This window comes from Rheinheimera nanhaiensis E407-8, from assembly GCF_000296695.1.
Lineage (GTDB): Bacteria > Pseudomonadota > Gammaproteobacteria > Enterobacterales > Alteromonadaceae > Alishewanella > Alishewanella nanhaiensis.
Genome location: NZ_BAFK01000006.1, coordinates 25,627 through 42,148, shown reverse-complemented (window position 1 = coordinate 42,148; position 16,522 = coordinate 25,627). Strand labels below are relative to the sequence as shown.

14 protein-coding genes are annotated in these 16,522 nt (G+C 52.1%); 10 read left to right on the top strand and 4 right to left on the bottom strand.

Features of this window, described 5'->3' with window-relative positions:
* On the bottom strand, positions 1-1,539 hold the full coding sequence (locus RNAN_RS06405; protein WP_008219991.1) for a methyl-accepting chemotaxis protein: 1,539 nt from the start codon (positions 1,537-1,539) through the stop codon (positions 1-3).
* A gap of 244 nt (positions 1,540-1,783) precedes the next feature.
* Between RNAN_RS06405 and RNAN_RS18645 the strand changes: the two genes are divergently transcribed.
* The 3 genes from RNAN_RS18645 (at position 1,784) to RNAN_RS06390 (ending at position 7,231) form a co-directional block, all read left to right on the top strand.
* Positions 1,784-4,495, top strand: coding sequence for a S8 family serine peptidase (locus RNAN_RS18645; protein ID WP_237739897.1), 2,712 nt, complete (start codon positions 1,784-1,786; stop codon positions 4,493-4,495).
* A gap of 9 nt (positions 4,496-4,504) precedes the next feature.
* On the top strand, positions 4,505-5,680 hold the full coding sequence (locus tag RNAN_RS06395; RefSeq protein WP_008219985.1) for a serine hydrolase domain-containing protein: 1,176 nt from the start codon (positions 4,505-4,507) through the stop codon (positions 5,678-5,680).
* A gap of 90 nt (positions 5,681-5,770) precedes the next feature.
* Positions 5,771-7,231 carry an alpha-amylase family glycosyl hydrolase gene (locus tag RNAN_RS06390; protein ID WP_008219983.1) on the top strand — a complete coding sequence of 487 codons (1,461 nt, stop codon included), beginning with the start codon at positions 5,771-5,773 and terminating at the stop codon, positions 7,229-7,231.
* 56 nt (positions 7,232-7,287) lie between these two features.
* On the opposite strand, the gene rlmA is transcribed toward RNAN_RS06390, so the two are convergent.
* Positions 7,288-8,082 carry a 23S rRNA (guanine(745)-N(1))-methyltransferase gene (gene rlmA / locus RNAN_RS06385; RefSeq protein ID WP_008219982.1) on the bottom strand — a complete coding sequence of 265 codons (795 nt, stop codon included), beginning with the start codon at positions 8,080-8,082 and terminating at the stop codon, positions 7,288-7,290.
* Positions 8,083-8,182: 100 nt separating this feature from the next.
* Here rlmA and RNAN_RS06380 point away from each other — a divergent pair, with 100 nt between their 5' ends.
* Complete coding sequence (locus RNAN_RS06380) at positions 8,183-8,506, top strand: DUF440 family protein (protein WP_008219979.1); 324 nt, start codon at positions 8,183-8,185, stop codon at positions 8,504-8,506.
* 123 nt (positions 8,507-8,629) lie between these two features.
* Here the strand turns inward: RNAN_RS06380 and RNAN_RS06375 are convergent, their stop codons facing one another.
* Both RNAN_RS06375 and RNAN_RS06370 read right to left on the bottom strand, forming a co-directional pair.
* Positions 8,630-10,186, bottom strand: coding sequence for a peptide MFS transporter (locus tag RNAN_RS06375; RefSeq protein ID WP_008219977.1), 1,557 nt, complete (start codon positions 10,184-10,186; stop codon positions 8,630-8,632).
* Between the two features lie 172 nt (positions 10,187-10,358).
* Entirely contained in the window at positions 10,359-10,658 is a 300-nt protein-coding gene (locus RNAN_RS06370) for a DUF6170 family protein (protein WP_008219973.1), read from the bottom strand.
* 100 nt (positions 10,659-10,758) lie between these two features.
* On the opposite strand from RNAN_RS06370, the gene wecB reads away from it, so the two are divergent.
* From wecB to rfaH, 6 genes are all read left to right on the top strand, one after another.
* Positions 10,759-11,883 (top strand): non-hydrolyzing UDP-N-acetylglucosamine 2-epimerase, encoded by a 1,125-nt coding sequence (gene wecB, locus RNAN_RS06365; protein WP_008219972.1) that lies wholly within the window; start codon positions 10,759-10,761, stop codon positions 11,881-11,883.
* 60 nt (positions 11,884-11,943) lie between these two features.
* Positions 11,944-12,948: an SDR family oxidoreductase gene (locus tag RNAN_RS06360; protein WP_008219970.1), complete on the top strand. Its 1,005-nt coding sequence runs from the start codon at positions 11,944-11,946 to the stop codon at positions 12,946-12,948.
* Between the two features lie 46 nt (positions 12,949-12,994).
* On the top strand, positions 12,995-14,272 hold the full coding sequence (tviB, locus tag RNAN_RS06355; RefSeq protein WP_008219968.1) for a Vi polysaccharide biosynthesis UDP-N-acetylglucosamine C-6 dehydrogenase TviB: 1,278 nt from the start codon (positions 12,995-12,997) through the stop codon (positions 14,270-14,272).
* A 69-nt stretch (positions 14,273-14,341) separates the two neighbouring features.
* Complete coding sequence (rfbC, locus tag RNAN_RS06350) at positions 14,342-14,875, top strand: dTDP-4-dehydrorhamnose 3,5-epimerase (RefSeq protein WP_008219967.1); 534 nt, start codon at positions 14,342-14,344, stop codon at positions 14,873-14,875.
* A gap of 24 nt (positions 14,876-14,899) precedes the next feature.
* A complete protein-coding gene (rfbD, locus tag RNAN_RS06345; protein WP_008219966.1) occupies positions 14,900-15,775 on the top strand; it encodes a dTDP-4-dehydrorhamnose reductase in 876 nt (291 codons plus the stop codon).
* 84 nt (positions 15,776-15,859) lie between these two features.
* The gene (gene rfaH / locus RNAN_RS06340) at positions 15,860-16,390 is read left to right on the top strand and encodes a transcription/translation regulatory transformer protein RfaH (protein ID WP_008219964.1); all 531 of its coding nucleotides are present in this window, start codon (positions 15,860-15,862) and stop codon (positions 16,388-16,390) included.
* The last annotated feature ends 132 nt before the right edge of the window (positions 16,391-16,522 follow it).

Genomic DNA, 16,522 nt, shown 5'->3' with positions numbered 1-16,522 from the left:
CTAGCGTTTAAAACCAATGCGAAAGCCACCCCAGTGCCGACCGTCAACATAGATCGGCACTGACAAGTCATGCAAAATTTCGCCGGTATCACGTTTATAGGTTTGCAGCAGCATACTCTGGGTATGGCTGCCGCAGCGGCTACCGGTGCGGTCACTGAAAATACGTTTACTGCGGTTTTGCAGTAAATCCTTATCATAATTGCCGGTTAATGGCTGGCTGAATTTGCTGTTGTGTGTGGGGGCATAGCCTTTGCGATCAACGGTAATGGCGTACTGCACCTGTTTGTGCCGCGCCAGAATAGGCTCCTGAATGGCCGGTAAATGCTGATCGGTAAAGCGGTCATAGGCGGTGTGGTATTTCACCGGGTTAGTGCCGCTAATTTGCTCGTAACGCTCAGCGAACAGCGCGTCTTTATTCAGCTTGCCCTGCGCAATAGCATCGCTGAAAAGCTGGCCTATTGTAGCTGCGGCTTGTTCGGCTTCGGCCAAAATGGCACTGTAAAAACTGTGCCCGCTCAGGCTATTCAGCTCGCGGTAAATACTTTCCGTTTCTTCTGATAAGGCAATAGCCTGGCCAGCCACCGAGCTGCCTTTTTGGCTAATGTTGGCCAGTGTCTGGCTAATGCTGTCGACCGACTGCGCCAGCGCTATACTGGTCTGGTTAAGCTCACTGCTGGCTTGCTCTATCTGGGCAAAGGTGCCGGACGCTTCGGCAATTTGCTGGTTTATGGCGGCAAAACCGGCAGCAACCTGGCTTAACTCTTGTTGCACCAGGCTGCCACTTTGCTCCAGCTGTTGCATCTGCTCTGCGGTGCGCTGGCTTTGCTGGCGAATATCGCCCAGCATGCTGGCGATGTCTTTTGTCGCGCCGGCAGTTTTACCGGCCAGTGCGCGCACTTCTTCTGCTACCACGGCAAAGCCACGGCCTTGTTCACCGGCGCGCGCTGCCTCAATGGCTGCGTTCAGAGCCAGCAGGTTGGTTTGCTCAGCTACGGTGTTAATCACCTCGGTAATACGCTGAATATTATCGCTGCTGGCGCGCAGGTGTTGTAAGTCCGCCGTCGCCTGGCTTACCGCCTGCACCAGGCTGTTAATATTCTCCACCGCCGCCTGCAACCGCACATCGGCGTCATCCGATGCACCGGCTGTCTGTTGCAAGGTCGCGCCGATAGACTGCAAAGAATGGCTCAGCTCAGTGCTGGTACTGGCCAGCGCGTTACTGACATCGGCTATTTTGCCGCTGTCTTCACTGCTGTGGCTGATATCCTTCATCAGGCTGTCGATATAAAACGACACTTCTGCTGCCCCTATGGCCATCTTTGATGTCGCACCGGTAATGTTATCGGCGGTGTCAGCCAACTGCTGCTCCAGAGCGGTATCGCTGGCAACCGGCTCTGGTTTGGGCCAGTACAGATAACCGAGTAATAACAGGGCGCCTGCCAGCAGTGGCCAGATCATGCCGCCAACAGCGAACAGCACCGCCTGCAGCGCAATGAATACAGCAACCAGCGCCGCTGGCCGGATAGCGTGGTTTAGCATAAATCCCTCTTATAGCAACGACATACAAAACTGATAACACTATAGCTAAGTTTGCAGTCTTTGCAGTTGGCTGCGTTAAGTCAATCAGTTCATGCTGAAATAAGACCAAAGTCTCAGCTGAGTAATAGAGCGGCAAAAAAGCATTGCACCTTTTGCCTTTGGCTGGCGTACTATTAACCAAAGCAAATAGCAGCTGTGGAGCTTTGTTATGCTAAAACCGGTAATAGTATCCTTATGTGCGCTTGTGGCAACAGCTGCAACAGCAGCAGAGCGCGACTTAGCAGGCGCACCCAACCGGCTTATTTTAACGCTGGAGCAGGGCGTATCCGCACAGGCAATACAGCCCGACTTGCACAAGCTATCCGCAGTGAGTGCCGCTGGTCATAGCGCTGCGGCCAATACTACGGCCTTACGCGACGTGCAGCAGTTTAGCCATTTGCCGCAACTGGCATTAGTAAAGCTGGCAGCCGGCACCGATATTGCTGCAATTATTGCCCAATATAAAACGCTGCCCGGGGTAAAAGCAGCCGAGCCAGATTACCGCCTGCGCACTACCCAAAGCAGTAATGATCCCTTGTTTAACCAGCAGTGGCATTTGCAAACCAGCCCGGGTATTAATGCGCAAGCGGCCTGGGATAGCAGCACCGGCGATGCCCAGGTGATCGTGGCGGTAATAGATACCGGTGTCGATTATAGCCACCCGGATCTGCAGGCCAATATCTGGCAGAACCCGGAGGAAATTGCCGGCGACGGTATTGATAACGACGGCAATGGCTACGTTGATGATATTTACGGTATTAACCCGGCAGATGATAACGTTGATCCGATGGACGAAGACGGCCACGGCACCCAGGTGGCCGGCATTATTGGCGCCGTGGGCAACAATAGCACCGGTGTTGCCGGGGTAAACTGGTCAGTTACCCTGCTGCCTTGCCGCTTTATGGACGTTAACGGCGAAGGCTTTGTCAGTGATGCCATCGCTTGTCTTAATTATGTGCTGGCGCTGAAACAGCGCGGCGAAAATATCGTTGCCACCAACAACTCCTGGGGTGGGCCAGTGTTTTCGCAGGCACTTTACAATGCGGTACAAGCGCATTATGACGCCGGCATTTTATTTGTTGCCAGTGCCGGCAATGACAACACCCAGGCGCCGTTTTATCCGGCCGCATTCGATTTACCTAACGTCATCAGTGTCAGTGCGCATGGTCAAAGCGGCAGTAAAGCAGATTTTGCTAACTACGGCCGCAATTGGGTCGACTTATCCGCGCCGGGCGTGGCCATTTACACCACAGATCTGGATAATCAGTACAGTCTGGCATCAGGTACCTCAATGGCCGCTCCCGTGGTAACCGGGGTTGCTGCCTTGCTAAGTGCCGCCGAGCCCGGCCTTAATGCTAACCAGCTAAGGGCGCGGCTATTGATCTCAGGCGTGACAGCGACAGACTCTGTATTAAGTAGCCAAACTGCCACCGGGCATTTGCTGCTGGCCAGCGGTGACGGCCAGGACGGGGCGTTAGAGTGCATGAATAAACAGCTTACCCGCCGGCTGTTGCCGCTTACTGACACGGTTTTTCTAAGTGCCGGTGCTACCTTACCGATCGAAGTGTTAAGCCTGGACTGCGCCGGCAATAGCATCAACACCACAGTCAGCATAGCTCAGGGTGGTGCAGTCGCACTGAATGATGACGCTCAGCAGCAGGACAAGTTTGCCGGCGATGGCATTTACAGTGGCAGCTGGACCTTTGATGGCAATGACGCTGAACTGCAATTTGCCGATGGCCCGGTGCAGGTGCTGCTGCGTAATGACAACTTTTGTGCAGCGAACAATGTCAGCGAAATTCCATTGGCCGAATGCGAAACATTGGTCCAGCTGTATTACGACACCGGTGGCCAAAGCTGGCTTAATAGCACTAACTGGCTGCAAAACAACACGCCGTGCAGCTGGTTTGGCGTGGCGTGCAGCAGTGGCCGGGTTGCCAGTTTAAACCTGTCAGATAACGGCCTGGTGGGCCAGCTGCCAGCTAATTTTAATCAGTTATCTGCGCTGACCGAGCTGGACCTCAGTTTTAACGCGCTGCAGGGCAACTTCCCTGCGGCCCTCTTGCAGCTGACCCAACTTAGCCGGTTACAATTGTGGAATAATGCGTTTGAAGGCAGTATTCCTGCTGGCCTTGCCAACTTAACCGCGCTGACCGAGCTGGATCTGTCGTTTAACCGTTTTAGTGGCAGTTTACCTGCTGGCCTTGGCAATTTGCCGCTGTTGCGTGAACTGTTTGTTGAAAATAATTACTTAAGCGGCACTGTGCCCTCGGCGTTGGGCCAGCTTAGTCAGCTACAAATTCTATGGCTGGAAAACAACGATTTTAGCGGTACCTTGCCCTCTACGCTGACTAACTTAAACCAGCTGCGCGCCTTTAGCTTTGCCGGTACTGAGCTGTGTGCCCCGGCAACGGCTGACTTTGGCAACTGGCTGGCACAAATAGAGCAGCTGTTTATTAACACCGACTGTGCCAACAGCGCGCCACAGGTGTCGGCCGGCAGTGCGCAAACGGTTAGCAGTGGCAGTGTGGTAACGCTGACGGGCACTGCCAGCGACAGCGATTTTAATGTGCTTAGCTATCAATGGCAGCAGCTAGCCGGGCCGTCGGTTAGCCTAAGCCAGGCCGATACACTCACTGCCAGCTTTACTGCCCCGGTGGTAAGCAGCACTACCAGCTTACGCTTTCGGCTCACAGTGGATGATGGCATTGCGCAAAGCAGTGCTGAAGTGACCATCACGGTGCAACCAACTGGCGGCAGTGGCGGTAATGCCGGTGGCGGGTCTGGTGGTGGCAGCTTAGGCATTATCAGTCTGCTGCTACTGGGGTTATTGCTGTTAACAAGGCTTGGCAAGAGCGGCCTAACTGCCTACAATGCCAGGCCGGTTGCAGCTGTAGCAACGTCAGAACACGGATAACATCACAGCGTGAAACAGTTTCTTTATGCCGTAGCAGGCTGTTTATTTCTAAGTAAAACCGTGCTGGCCAGCAGCGAGCTAACCCCGCAATTGTTGGCGCCACTGGTGGCTGATTTTGACCAGTATTACGCTGCTAAACTGGCCGAACATGATATTCCCGGCGCTGCCTATGCCATAGTGCACGGCAATAAAATTATTGCCACTGCCGGTTTTGGTGTGCGTCAACGCGGCGGCACTGAGCCGGTCGATCCTTATACCGTGTTTCGTATTGCCTCAGTTTCAAAAACCTTTGCCGGTGGCTTAAGCAGTATGCTGGAAGCCGAAGGCCACTTCAGCTGGGATGATAAGCTGGTGCAGTATCTGCCGGGCTTTTCGTTTAAAAGCAAAAAATACAACCAACAGCTAAAGCTTAAGCATTTGTTATCACAAAGCACCGGCGTAATGGCCAATGCTTACGATAACCTGATTGAAGCCAATGTGCCGCTGGAGCGGATACTGGCACAATTTGATAAAATTGACCCGCTGTGTCCGCCTGGCCAGTGCTACGGTTATCAAAATGTGCTGTTTAGTTTAATTGAACCGGTGATGCAGCAGGCCACCGGCAAAAGTTATGCCCAGCTGTTGCAAGAGCGTATTTTTACGCCGTTGCAGTTACCCACCGCCTCCGTAGGGCTGGATGGCTTTTTCGCTACCGCCAACCGCGCTATGCCGCATGTACGGGCCCGTGGTAAATGGCATGAGACCAAAGTGGCTGAAAGCTATTACCGTTTTGCCCCGGCGGCCGGTGTTAATGCCAGCGCGATAGATTTAGGCTATTGGCTGATTGCACATCTGGGACACAACCCGCAAGTGCTGCCGGATAACCTGCTGGCAACCATCAGCAGCAAGCAGATAAAAACACGGCGTGACTTGCGCCGGCGCGAGTGGCGGCGCTATCTGACCGATGCGCACTATGCGCTGGGCTGGCGCGTATATCAGTTTGGCCAGGACAGCCTGATGTACCACGGTGGCTGGGTGCAGGGCTACCGCGCCGAAATTGCCTACTCGCGCGAGCATCAGTTAGGGCTGGTTATGCTGATGAATGCCGAGTCGAACATCATCAATGAAATGGGCACCTACTTTTGGTCCGGCATGCTCACTGCCATCCATCAACAGCGGCAGGACAACAAAACGCAGGCAGATTGAATACGTATTCAACTTGTCTGATCCCCTTTTAGCCGCTATTACTCTTAATCGATAAAGATTAAAAGTACAACAACGGCAAAGGGGATAACAATGAATATGACGTCAACTAAAAAACAATATTTACGACAGCTGGCTCTGCTGGCAGTGGGGTTAAGTTTACTGGCCGCTTGTGGCCAGGCCACAAATAATAACGTCACCACGCAAACCACAGCGGGCAGCGCAGTAGCAGACCCATACCAGCCGCAGCCTTACGTCAAAGTGAAGCACCCCGAGTGGAGCAAAAACGCGGTTATCTACCAGATTAATACCCGCCAGTTCACCCCTGAAGGCACCTTTGCCGCGGCCCAGCAACAGCTACCACGGCTAAAAGCCCTGGGCGTTGATGTTCTCTGGCTAATGCCCATTCAGCCTATTGGTGAGTTAAACCGCAAGGGTAGCCTGGGCAGCCCTTATTCAGTGAAAGACTACTACGGCGTCAACCCTGAGTTTGGCACACTGGAAGATATTAAAGCCTTTATCCGCGCGGCGCATGCGCAGGGCATGTACGTTATTCTGGATTGGGTGGCAAACCACAGCGCCTGGGATAACAATCTGGTGACAGAGCAGCCAGACTGGTATATCCGTGACTGGAAAGGCGATTTTCGCCCCACTCCCTGGTGGGACTGGAGCGATATTATCGAGCTGGATTATGACCAACCCGGCCTGCGCAAATACATGACAGAGGCGATGAAATACTGGGTGAAAGAAGTGGGGTTTGACGGTTTTCGCGCCGACGTCGCCGGCTTTGTACCGCTGGACTTCTGGCAACAGGTACGCAAAGAGCTCGATGAAATAAAGCCGGTGTTTATGCTGGCTGAATTCGAGGGGCGTGATTTTCATGCCCAGGCCTTTGACATGACTTATGCCTGGACCTGGCATCAGGCGGTGCATGCCATTGCCAGTGGCCATGCCGATGTCAATAAACTGTATGTGTATTACTCCTGGAACGAAAAATACTACCCGCAAAACATTATGCGCATGCTGGGTGTGAGTAACCATGATCAAAACGCCTGGGAAGGCACTGAGTTTGAAATGTTTGGCGATGCTTTGCCGGCGGTGATCGCACTGTCAGTGGTCAGTGAGGGCATGCCGATGATCTATAACGGCCAGGAGGTGGGTAACCCGCGCCGGTTAGCGTTTTTTGAGCGAGACCCCATCAGCTGGCATGATGAAAATGGCGACTTTATTCAGCACGATAATGGCAAACTGTATCAGCAACTGTTCGCGCTGAAAAAAGCCAATACAGCACTGTGGAATGCCGATTGGGGCGCCCGGATGATCCCGGTGCATAACAGCCAGGCGGCACAGGTGCTGAGTTTTGTCCGGCAAAACGACAAGGATAAAGTCTTTGCCGTATTTAACTTTAGCGACAGCGAGCAAACAGTTAACTTTAAAGCGCATTTACATCATGGCCGGTATGTCGAGTACTTAAGCGGTGACACGGCCGAATTTAGCGCCGACAGCAGCCTGACATTAGCTGCCTGGGGCTACCGGATCTACGTGAAACAGTAAACACTTTGCATGCAGGGCGCAATAATGCGCCCCTACTATCACAACTCAACACTAATTCAGCGGCGCTGATACAGATCCAGCAGAAAATCCACGCTGATGGCCGGCAGGCTGTCAGCGAACTGTTGCTTTTGTTCGGCGGTAAACTTCCACGCCAGTGGTACCATTTGCACTAACGCCAGCACATCTTCACTGCGGCTAAAGTTAAGCTCAAACTTAAGTTGCTGCCGCTTTAAATGCACAAAGCCATCCAGGCTTACCATGGCATCGTCATGCAGCCGTACCTGTTCATACACCGCCTGCTTAATTTGCACTAAATGCTGCGGGCCCGGCGTGACGGTAAGCAAATGGCCACCGGTGCTTAACACCCGTTTTAGCTCTTGTGCTTTAGACGGGGCATAAATACGCACTATGGCATCAAAGCTGTTAGCGGCAAACGGCAGCTGATAAGCGCTGGCCACGTTAAAGGCAATATTGGGTTGCGCTTTAGCGGCAAATTTTATCGCGCTTTTGGAAATATCCAGGCCCCATACGGCGGTGTCAGCAAGTTGCTGCTTAATAATGCCGGTGTAATACCCCTCGCCACAGCCTAAATCCAGTAAGCGTTGCGGTGCAACTTCGCTTAGCGTTGTCGCCACAGCCTGCGCCAGTGGCGCATACCAGCCAGCGTGTAAGAATTGCCGGCGGGCCTGCATCATCTCTTTGTTGTCGCCCGGATCTTTGGAGTTTTTTTGCTGCACCGGTAGCAGGTTAACATAGCCCTCGCGCGCAATATCGAAGCTGTGGCGGTTGGAGCATTGGTACTGTTTAGCATTTTGGCTGAGCGGTTGCTGGCAAAGCGGGCACAGGTACATAGCGGTTTCTATCTGAAAAATTGGCGCTTAGTGTAGCAGCACAGCAGTGTTTTGGCCAAAGCCTTGCTATACTGGCGGGCAAAAGTAAACCGGAGCAGCAATGCAAGATTTAGAATTATGGACGCTGGACGAGTTATGCGACCACGCCTTTGACATTTTTGAAGAGCTGGCCAGCGAAAACCTGTCAGCAGAAGACTATGCACAGTACCAACAGCATTATGAAAGCCGTGGCTATGTTGATCTGGCTATTCCCGGCGAAGACTGGGTAGAGATTATGATGCAGGACCTGGAGCCCGAGCTGCACTATGAAGCGCAAATTGGCCTGACCGGCGAAAACGGCGAGCCGGATAAAGTGCTGGCGCGTATTTTACTCAGCCGCGAAAAACATGAATCACTGTGTCATGCCCAGTGGCGCAGCCACTAAGTGACGTAAAAAGTGGCGCAGCCACTGAGTGAAGTAATAAGAGGCGCAGCCACTAAGTGACGTAAAAAGAGGCGCAGCCACTAGATGAAATAAAAAAAGGGTCTGCAAGCAGACCCTTTTTCGTTAGTGCACGCCGTGCATCCGCTTTCTTAGCCAGGGGCTAATCAGCAGCATAAACACGCCAATGCCCACGCCCACATACAGTAAGAAGCTGAATAACTCAGTGTAGCCAGCCAGGGCTGTCGCTACTTCAACCGTTTCACCCGCCGGGGTGTCTATTGCCGCCAGCTTCGCTAACTGCGTGGCCAGCAGTTCTGAGTATGCAGTGGCCAAAAACCAGGCACCCATCATCACGCCGACTACTTTATGTACCGCTAACTTGGTTACCGCCGATAAGCCAACTGGTGACAAACACAGCTCGCCCATAGTGTGCAGCATATAAGCCAGTACCATCCAGCCCGCACCAACCAGGCCGGCTTCGTTTGGAAACTGCGCGCCTAATACCAATGCGCCAAAGCCTAAACCTGCCTGCATAATACCCAGGGCAAATTTTACCGGTGTGCTCGGCTCTAAGCCTTTTCTGGCCAGATAAATCCATAACCAGGCAAAAAACGGTGCCAGGGTAATAATAAATAACGGGTTTAATGCACCGTACTGACCAGCGGTGGTCTCAAAACCAAATACTGTACGGTCCATTACCCGGTCCGCATATAAAGTCATCGATGAAGCCGACTGTTCAAACAGCGCCCAAAACACCACGGTAGACACCGTCAGTACAATAAGTACCAGCATACGGTCGCGTTCTTCTTTCGTGCACTGGGTTACCATAAACCAGATCACACCAGCCAGTACCAGTAACGACAAGCCTAACAAGGTGTCATGTACCACCGGGTTGTATTGCACCAGCTGCCATACCATACAGAGTGCTGGTATGGTTAACAGGTAAATCAGCCATTCGCGGTTAATGCCAGCAAATACGCTCTCCCGCAGCAGGGCAGGGTTGGCAGGCTCGGCGTAGCCATACAGATATTTTTGCCCGGCTAAGAATACAATTAAACCCAGCACCATACCAATACCGGCCAGGCCAAAGCCGTAACCCCAGCCATAGGTTTCACCTATGTAAGTCACCAGCAAAGTGGCAATAAACGAGCCCAGGTTAATACCCATATAAAAGATGGTAAAGCCAGAGTCACGCCGCGCGTCTTCTTTACCGTATAACTGACCCACTATGGTAGAGATATTCGGCTTTAAAAAGCCCACACCCATAATGATCAGCGCCAGTGAAAAGTAAAACACCTGAATGGCGCCGGTATCCTGTATCACCACACCGTTCTCTACATAGGCCTGAAAGCCCTCATAGGCCAAACCTAAGTGGCCTAAACAGAGCAAAATAGCACCAAAGGTAACAGCCTTGCGCATACCCAGGTAACGGTCGGCCAGCATGCCGCCAATGACCGGCATGGCATACACTAAACCGGCATAACTGCCCAGCACGTCTAAACCACCGGCATCGCTGAATAAGTGATACTTGGTTAAGTACAACAACAGCAGGTATTTCATGCCGTAAAAAGAAAAGCGCTCCCACATCTCGGTAAGAAAGCAGACATAAAGCCCGACCGGATGGCCGAGAAATTGCGGCTGATTGGCCAGCGCCTGCTCAGCAGTAGTAGAATCTGTCATCGTAACCCCAGAGTTAATAGACTTCGTTATTAGAATTATTTGCTTCATGACAACGCTGAAGCTGTCACGGATTATGCAGATGTCGGCCGGTGTTGTCATCACCGGCGCTGGTGGGATCAGATAAAAAGCGCCAATTTACCGGTGCAATCCCCGCTGCTGGCGGCAAACAACACTAAGATGGGAACAGTTGCGCCCTAAGCCTGGCCATATCTTTACGGCACAGTGCAAAGGTAATAGGCCGGGTAACCAGCGGGTAAGCCACCACCAGCAGCAGGGCATAACCGGCAATGGCCCAGCCGTCGGCGCGTGCAATCAGCATAAACAGCGGAAACAGCACCAATAATTTAATGATATTAAGCGTAATTTTTGTCGGTACCGGTAAGCTGTCAGACGCTTTGCGGATCACCGCCATGCGCTGGGCAAAATTCAGCCCGCTAAGTTCAGGGATACTTTGGCTATTAAAATACAGCATGGTCAATTCCTCTTGGTCAGGCGCTAGTTTAGCGGCTTGAGCTATCGCTTTAAAAGGGCTTTTGGTAAGCTTTACGCCATCAGCTGAATAAGGATCTGTGATGATTAAAGTTCTTAGCGTGTTTGGTACCCGGCCAGAGGCGATAAAAATGGCGCCACTGGTAAATTTGCTCAAGCAGCAAAGCGATATCGACAGCCGGGTCTGTGTTACCGGGCAGCACAGAGAAATGCTCGATCAGGTACTGCAGCTATTTGCTATTAAGCCCGAGTACGACCTGGCTATTATGAAAGCCGGGCAGGACTTGTATGATGTGACCACCAGTATTTTGTTAAATATTAAGCCGGTACTGCGCGACTTTAAACCCGACGTGGTGCTGGTACACGGTGATACCAGTACTACCTTTGCCGCGGCGCTGGCTTGCTATTATGAAAAAATTGCTGTCGGCCATGTAGAGGCTGGCCTTAGAACAGGTAACATTTACAGCCCCTGGCCAGAAGAAGCCAACCGCAAACTGACCGGTGCCTTAACCCGTTACCACTTTGCCCCGACTGAAACGTCCCGGCAAAACCTGTTAAACGAGCAGGTAAACCCGGCCCACATCGTGGTAACCGGCAATACGGTGATCGATGCGCTGCTGCAGGTGGTGGCGAAAATTGACAACGACCCGGCACTTAATCAGACGTTTGCGGAAAAATTCCCCTATGGCCAACATGGCCGTAAGCTTATTTTGGTTACCGGCCATCGGCGCGAAAGCTTTGGTGCCGGTTTTGACAACATTTGCGCGGCGCTTAAGCAGCTGGCTACCGACTTCCCCAAGTGCGACATTGTCTATCCGGTGCATTTAAACCCCAATGTGCGTGAGCCGGTATACCGCTTGTTGTCTGATGCGGCCAATGTGCATTTAATTGAACCGCAGGATTATTTACCCTTTGTCTATTTAATGAGCCGCGCCACGTTAGTGTTGACCGACTCGGGCGGTATTCAGGAAGAGGCGCCATCTTTGGGTAAACCGGTACTGGTAATGCGCGACACCACCGAGCGGCCAGAAGCGGTTGCCGCCGGTACCGTAAAGCTGGTCGGCACCGATAAAGCGAAAATTGTTGCCGAGGCCAGTCGTCTGCTGACCGACAAGGCGTATTACGACAGCATGAGCTTTGCCCACAACCCCTATGGCGACGGCAAGGCCTGTCAGCGTATAATCGATGCCATTAAAGCAGGTGGTTAATGCAGCGCTTTGCACGCGCGAAAACGGCTTACACAAGGTTTACACAAGGAGACTATAAATATGGATATTAACGCCGCGCTGGCGAAGGCCTCGCACACCTGGCTGGTCACTGGCTGCGCCGGTTTTATCGGCTCTAATCTGGTCGAGGTGCTGCTAAAAGCTAACCAAAAAGTAGTGGGGCTGGACAATTTTGCTACCGGCCATCAGCGCAATCTGGATGAAGTAAAAAGCCTGGTAAGCGCAGCGCAGTGGGCCAATTTTCGTTTTATCAAGGCCGACATCCGTCAGCTTACCGATTGCCAGCAAGCCTGTCAGGGCGTCGATTATGTGCTACATCAGGCCGCGCTTGGCTCAGTGCCGCGCTCGATTAACGACCCCATTACCACTAACGATACCAATATCAGCGGTTTTTTAAACATGCTGGTTGCATCGCGTGACGCCAGCGTAAAACGCTTTGTGTATGCTGCGTCAAGCTCGACCTATGGTGACCATCCGGCGCTGCCCAAGGTAGAAGAGGTTATCGGCAAGCCGTTATCGCCTTATGCCATTACCAAGTATGTCAACGAGTTATATGCTGACGTGTTCTCCCGTACTTATGGCTTTCACAGTGTCGGCCTGCGCTATTTTAATGTGTTTGGCCCCCGGCAAGACCCTAACGGCGCCTATGCGGCGGTGATCCCCAAATGGACAGCGGCGATGATCGCAGGCGATGATGTGGTCATTAACGGCGACGGTGAAACCAGCCGCGATTTTTGCTTTGTTGCCAACGCCGTGCAGGCCAATATCCGCGCGGCGCTGGCCACTATCAGCCAAAGCGAAGTGGTTAACGTGGCACTGGGGGACAGAACCACACTCAATGAGCTGTTCGCCGCCATCCGCCAAAGTCTGGCCGACAATGGTATTGTTTATCGCAAAGCGGCGAAATACGGCGAGTTTCGCCCCGGCGATGTGCGTCACTCGCAGGCTGATATCAGCAAAGCCAAAGCGCTGCTGGGTTATGCGCCAGAGTATCGCATTCTGGATGGCATAAAACGGGCGATGCCATGGTATATTCAGCAACAATAAGCAACAAAATACATTACAGCTAAATGGACTTACACAGGAACACAGCATGAGAACACTTGCAGACAGCCAGATTGCTATTATTGGCCTGGGCTATGTCGGCCTGCCGTTAGCGGTCGAGTTTGGTAAACACTACCATACCCTGGGGTTTGATATTAACCAGGCACGTATCAGCGAGTTACAGCGTGGCGAAGACCACACATTAGAAGTCAGCCCGGATGAACTGTCACAAGCCACTAAGCTTAGCTACAGCGCTGATTTAGCCGATTTACGCCGTGCCAACGTGTTTATTGTGACTGTGCCCACACCCATAGACGAGCACCGCCAGCCGGATTTAACGCCACTGGTTAAAGCCTCAGAAACCTTAGGCAAAGTAATTAAAGCCGGTGATGTGGTAATTTACGAGTCTACCGTGTACCCAGGCGCCACCGAAGAAGACTGCATCCCGGTGATTGAGCGAGTGTCGGGGCTAAAATACAACGTCGATTTTTTTGCCGGCTACAGCCCGGAGCGGATAAACCCGGGCGACAAAGAGCACCGGGTTACCACCATCAAAAAGGTCACCTCTGGCTCCACCCCAGAAGTAGCGGAATTCGTCGACAGTTTATATCGCAGCATTATTACCGCCGGCACTTATAAAGCCAGCTCCATCCGGGTGGCCGAGGCGGCTAAAGTGATTGAAAACACCCAGCGCGATTTAAATATCGCCTTAATTAACGAGCTGGCGGTCATTTTCAATAAACTCGGCATCGATACCGAAGAAGTGCTGTTAGCCGCTGGCACCAAGTGGAACTTTTTACCATTTCGCCCAGGCTTAGTCGGTGGCCACTGTATAGGGGTAGACCCATACTACTTAACCCACAAAGCGCAGGCGATAGGTTACCACCCTGAGGTGATATTGGCCGGGCGGCGCATTAACGACAGTATGGGCCGCTATGTGGTGGGGCAGCTGGTCAAAGCTATGATTGTGCGTCATATGCATGTACAAGGTGCAAAAGTACTAATAATGGGCCTGACATTTAAAGAAAACTGCCCGGATATCCGCAACACCAAAGTAGTGGATATTTTAGCCGAGTTAAAAGAATACGGTGTACAGGCCGACGTGTTCGACCCCTGGGTAGACATAGAACAGGCGCAGCACGAATACGGTATTACGCCGCTTACCAAGCCAGAGCAGGGCGCTTACGATGCGGTGATACTGGCGGTGGGGCATAAAGAGTTTCGTACCCTGGGCGCGGCGGGCATTCGCACACTGATGAAAGCCGACAGCATTTTGTACGACTTAAAATATGTGCTCGATAGCCGTGATAGTGATTTACGGCTGTAACCTTGTAATTGATAGCCAGACTCGCGGGTTAGTGCTTACTTACCCGTTATTGTCACAACGGCATGACAGATGAACATTATCAATACGCCTCTGGCCGGTTGTGTGCTGCTTGAGCCTAAGCGCTTTAGCGACAAGCGCGGTTTTTTTCAGGAAATGTTCCGCGCCGCTGATTACAGCGCTGCCGGTATTAACACGCCTTTGGTGCAGGATAACTGGTCGCGTTCGGTTAAAGGCGTGCTGCGTGGCATGCACTTTCAGCGCAATCATGCGCAGGGTAAGTTAATTAGTGTGCTGCGCGGTGAAATTTTTGATGTCGCAGTGGATATCCGCCCCGGCTCAGCTACTTTTGGCCAGTGGCATGGCGAATATTTATCTGAACATCAACCAAGACAGCTGTGGTTGCCACCGGGTTTTGCGCATGGCTTTTTAGTGCTGTCAGATGTGGCTGACGTGCTGTACAAAACCAGCCAGTATTACCAGGCCAGTGATGAGGGCAGCTTTATCTGGAATGATGCCGATCTGGCAATAGCCTGGCCTGTGATGCCTAAGCTGTTATCCGACAAAGATGCCGCAGCGCCGGGTTTTAAACAGGCGCTTAGATGAAGCTATCCCCATGAAGCTAGTGTCATGAAGCTATTGCTATTAGGCGCGGGCGGTCAGTTAGGCCAGGCGTTTTGCCAAAGCCCCTTTTGGCCGGGCAATAACAGCCTGGCGCTAAATCATGCCCAGCTTGATATCACCGACAGCAAAGCACTTCAGCAGCTTATCACCGCGTATCAGCCCGATGTGGTGATTAACTGTGCCGCCTACACCAAGGTTGCGCTGGCGCAGCAGCAAGCTGAACTGTGCCTGCAAATTAATACCAATGCAGTTGTGCACTTAGCGCAGCTTTGCGCCAAAGCACAGTGTTTGCTGGTGCAGTTTTCTACCGACTATGTGTTTAACGGCGAAAAAGGCAGTGCTTATATTGAAACCGACAGCACAGCGCCGCTTAATGTTTATGGCCAAAGTAAGCTGTTGGCCGAGCAGGCAATACAGCAGCACTGCCAGCGGTACCTGATATTTCGCACTAGCTGGCTGTTTAGCCAATACGGCCACAACTTTTACCGCACTATGTTAACGCTGGCAGAAAAAGGTACTGCTATTAGCGTGGTAGATGACGAAACAGGTTGCCCTACCTATGCCGGCGATGTTGCCGATGCGGTGCTTAAGGTGCTTGCGCAGTATAATCAAAGCGACAAAGCGCAATTTTCTTATGGCATCTATCATTTAGCCTCAACACCGGCTGTTAGCTGGTATCAGTTTGCCAGCGCTATATTTGCGGCACACCAGCTTACACCAGTGTTAACAGCTGTTAGCAGTAAACACTGGGCCGGCGGCGTAAAACGGCCAGCTTATTCAGCACTTAACAGTCGGGCATTTAGCACAACCTTTGGTATCAGCTTGCCGTCCTGGCAGCAGGCGTTAACCCGTTTATCCCGTCACAGAGATAAGGGCGATTGATCAGCATTGACAGCAGATCTGCTGCGCCTTAAGCTTGCCGGCATAAGTGAAACAGCCGGTATCGTTTCAGCCAAGGGATTGCCCGTGTCAAGCCAAACAACAAGCCAATGGTATTTGCTTTATTGCAAGCCGCGGCAGGAACTGCGTGCCCAGCAGCATTTAGCCAATCAGGGTTTTCACTCCTTTGTGCCACAAATTACGCTGCAAAAGCTGCGTGCTAACCGCTGGTGCCAAGTCACCGAGCCATTATTCCCGCGTTATTTATTTTTACATCTGCCAGCCGGGCAAGAGCTAAACATGCGCGCTATTCGCGCCACTCGTGGCATTACCGACTTTGTCCGCTTTGGTCTTCAGCTTGCCACTGTGCCACAGCAGTTAGTTGCACAGCTAACTGCGCAGCAAATTACCCTTAAGCAGCAGCTGCCCGAAGCTGGGTTTAAACCGGGCGAGGCAGTTAATATTTTAACCGGGCCTTTTGCCGGATTGCAGGCAGTATTTAATACCACTGATGGCGACAAACGCAGCGTTATTTTGGTTAGCCTACTGGGGCAATGGGTTGCATCCAGTTTCGATAATGGCCAGCTGGCGCCGAAAAAACCTACAAGTGATGCTTAAGCAGTAACAAAGCGGTAATAACATTCGATTAAACGCAAAAAAAACGGTAATATTCCGACGTTTTTTGCTAAGGCGCCAGGCAGTTTTTTATTGCCAATGCCCTACAGTTGCGGTGCGTTAAGCGCAGCTTCA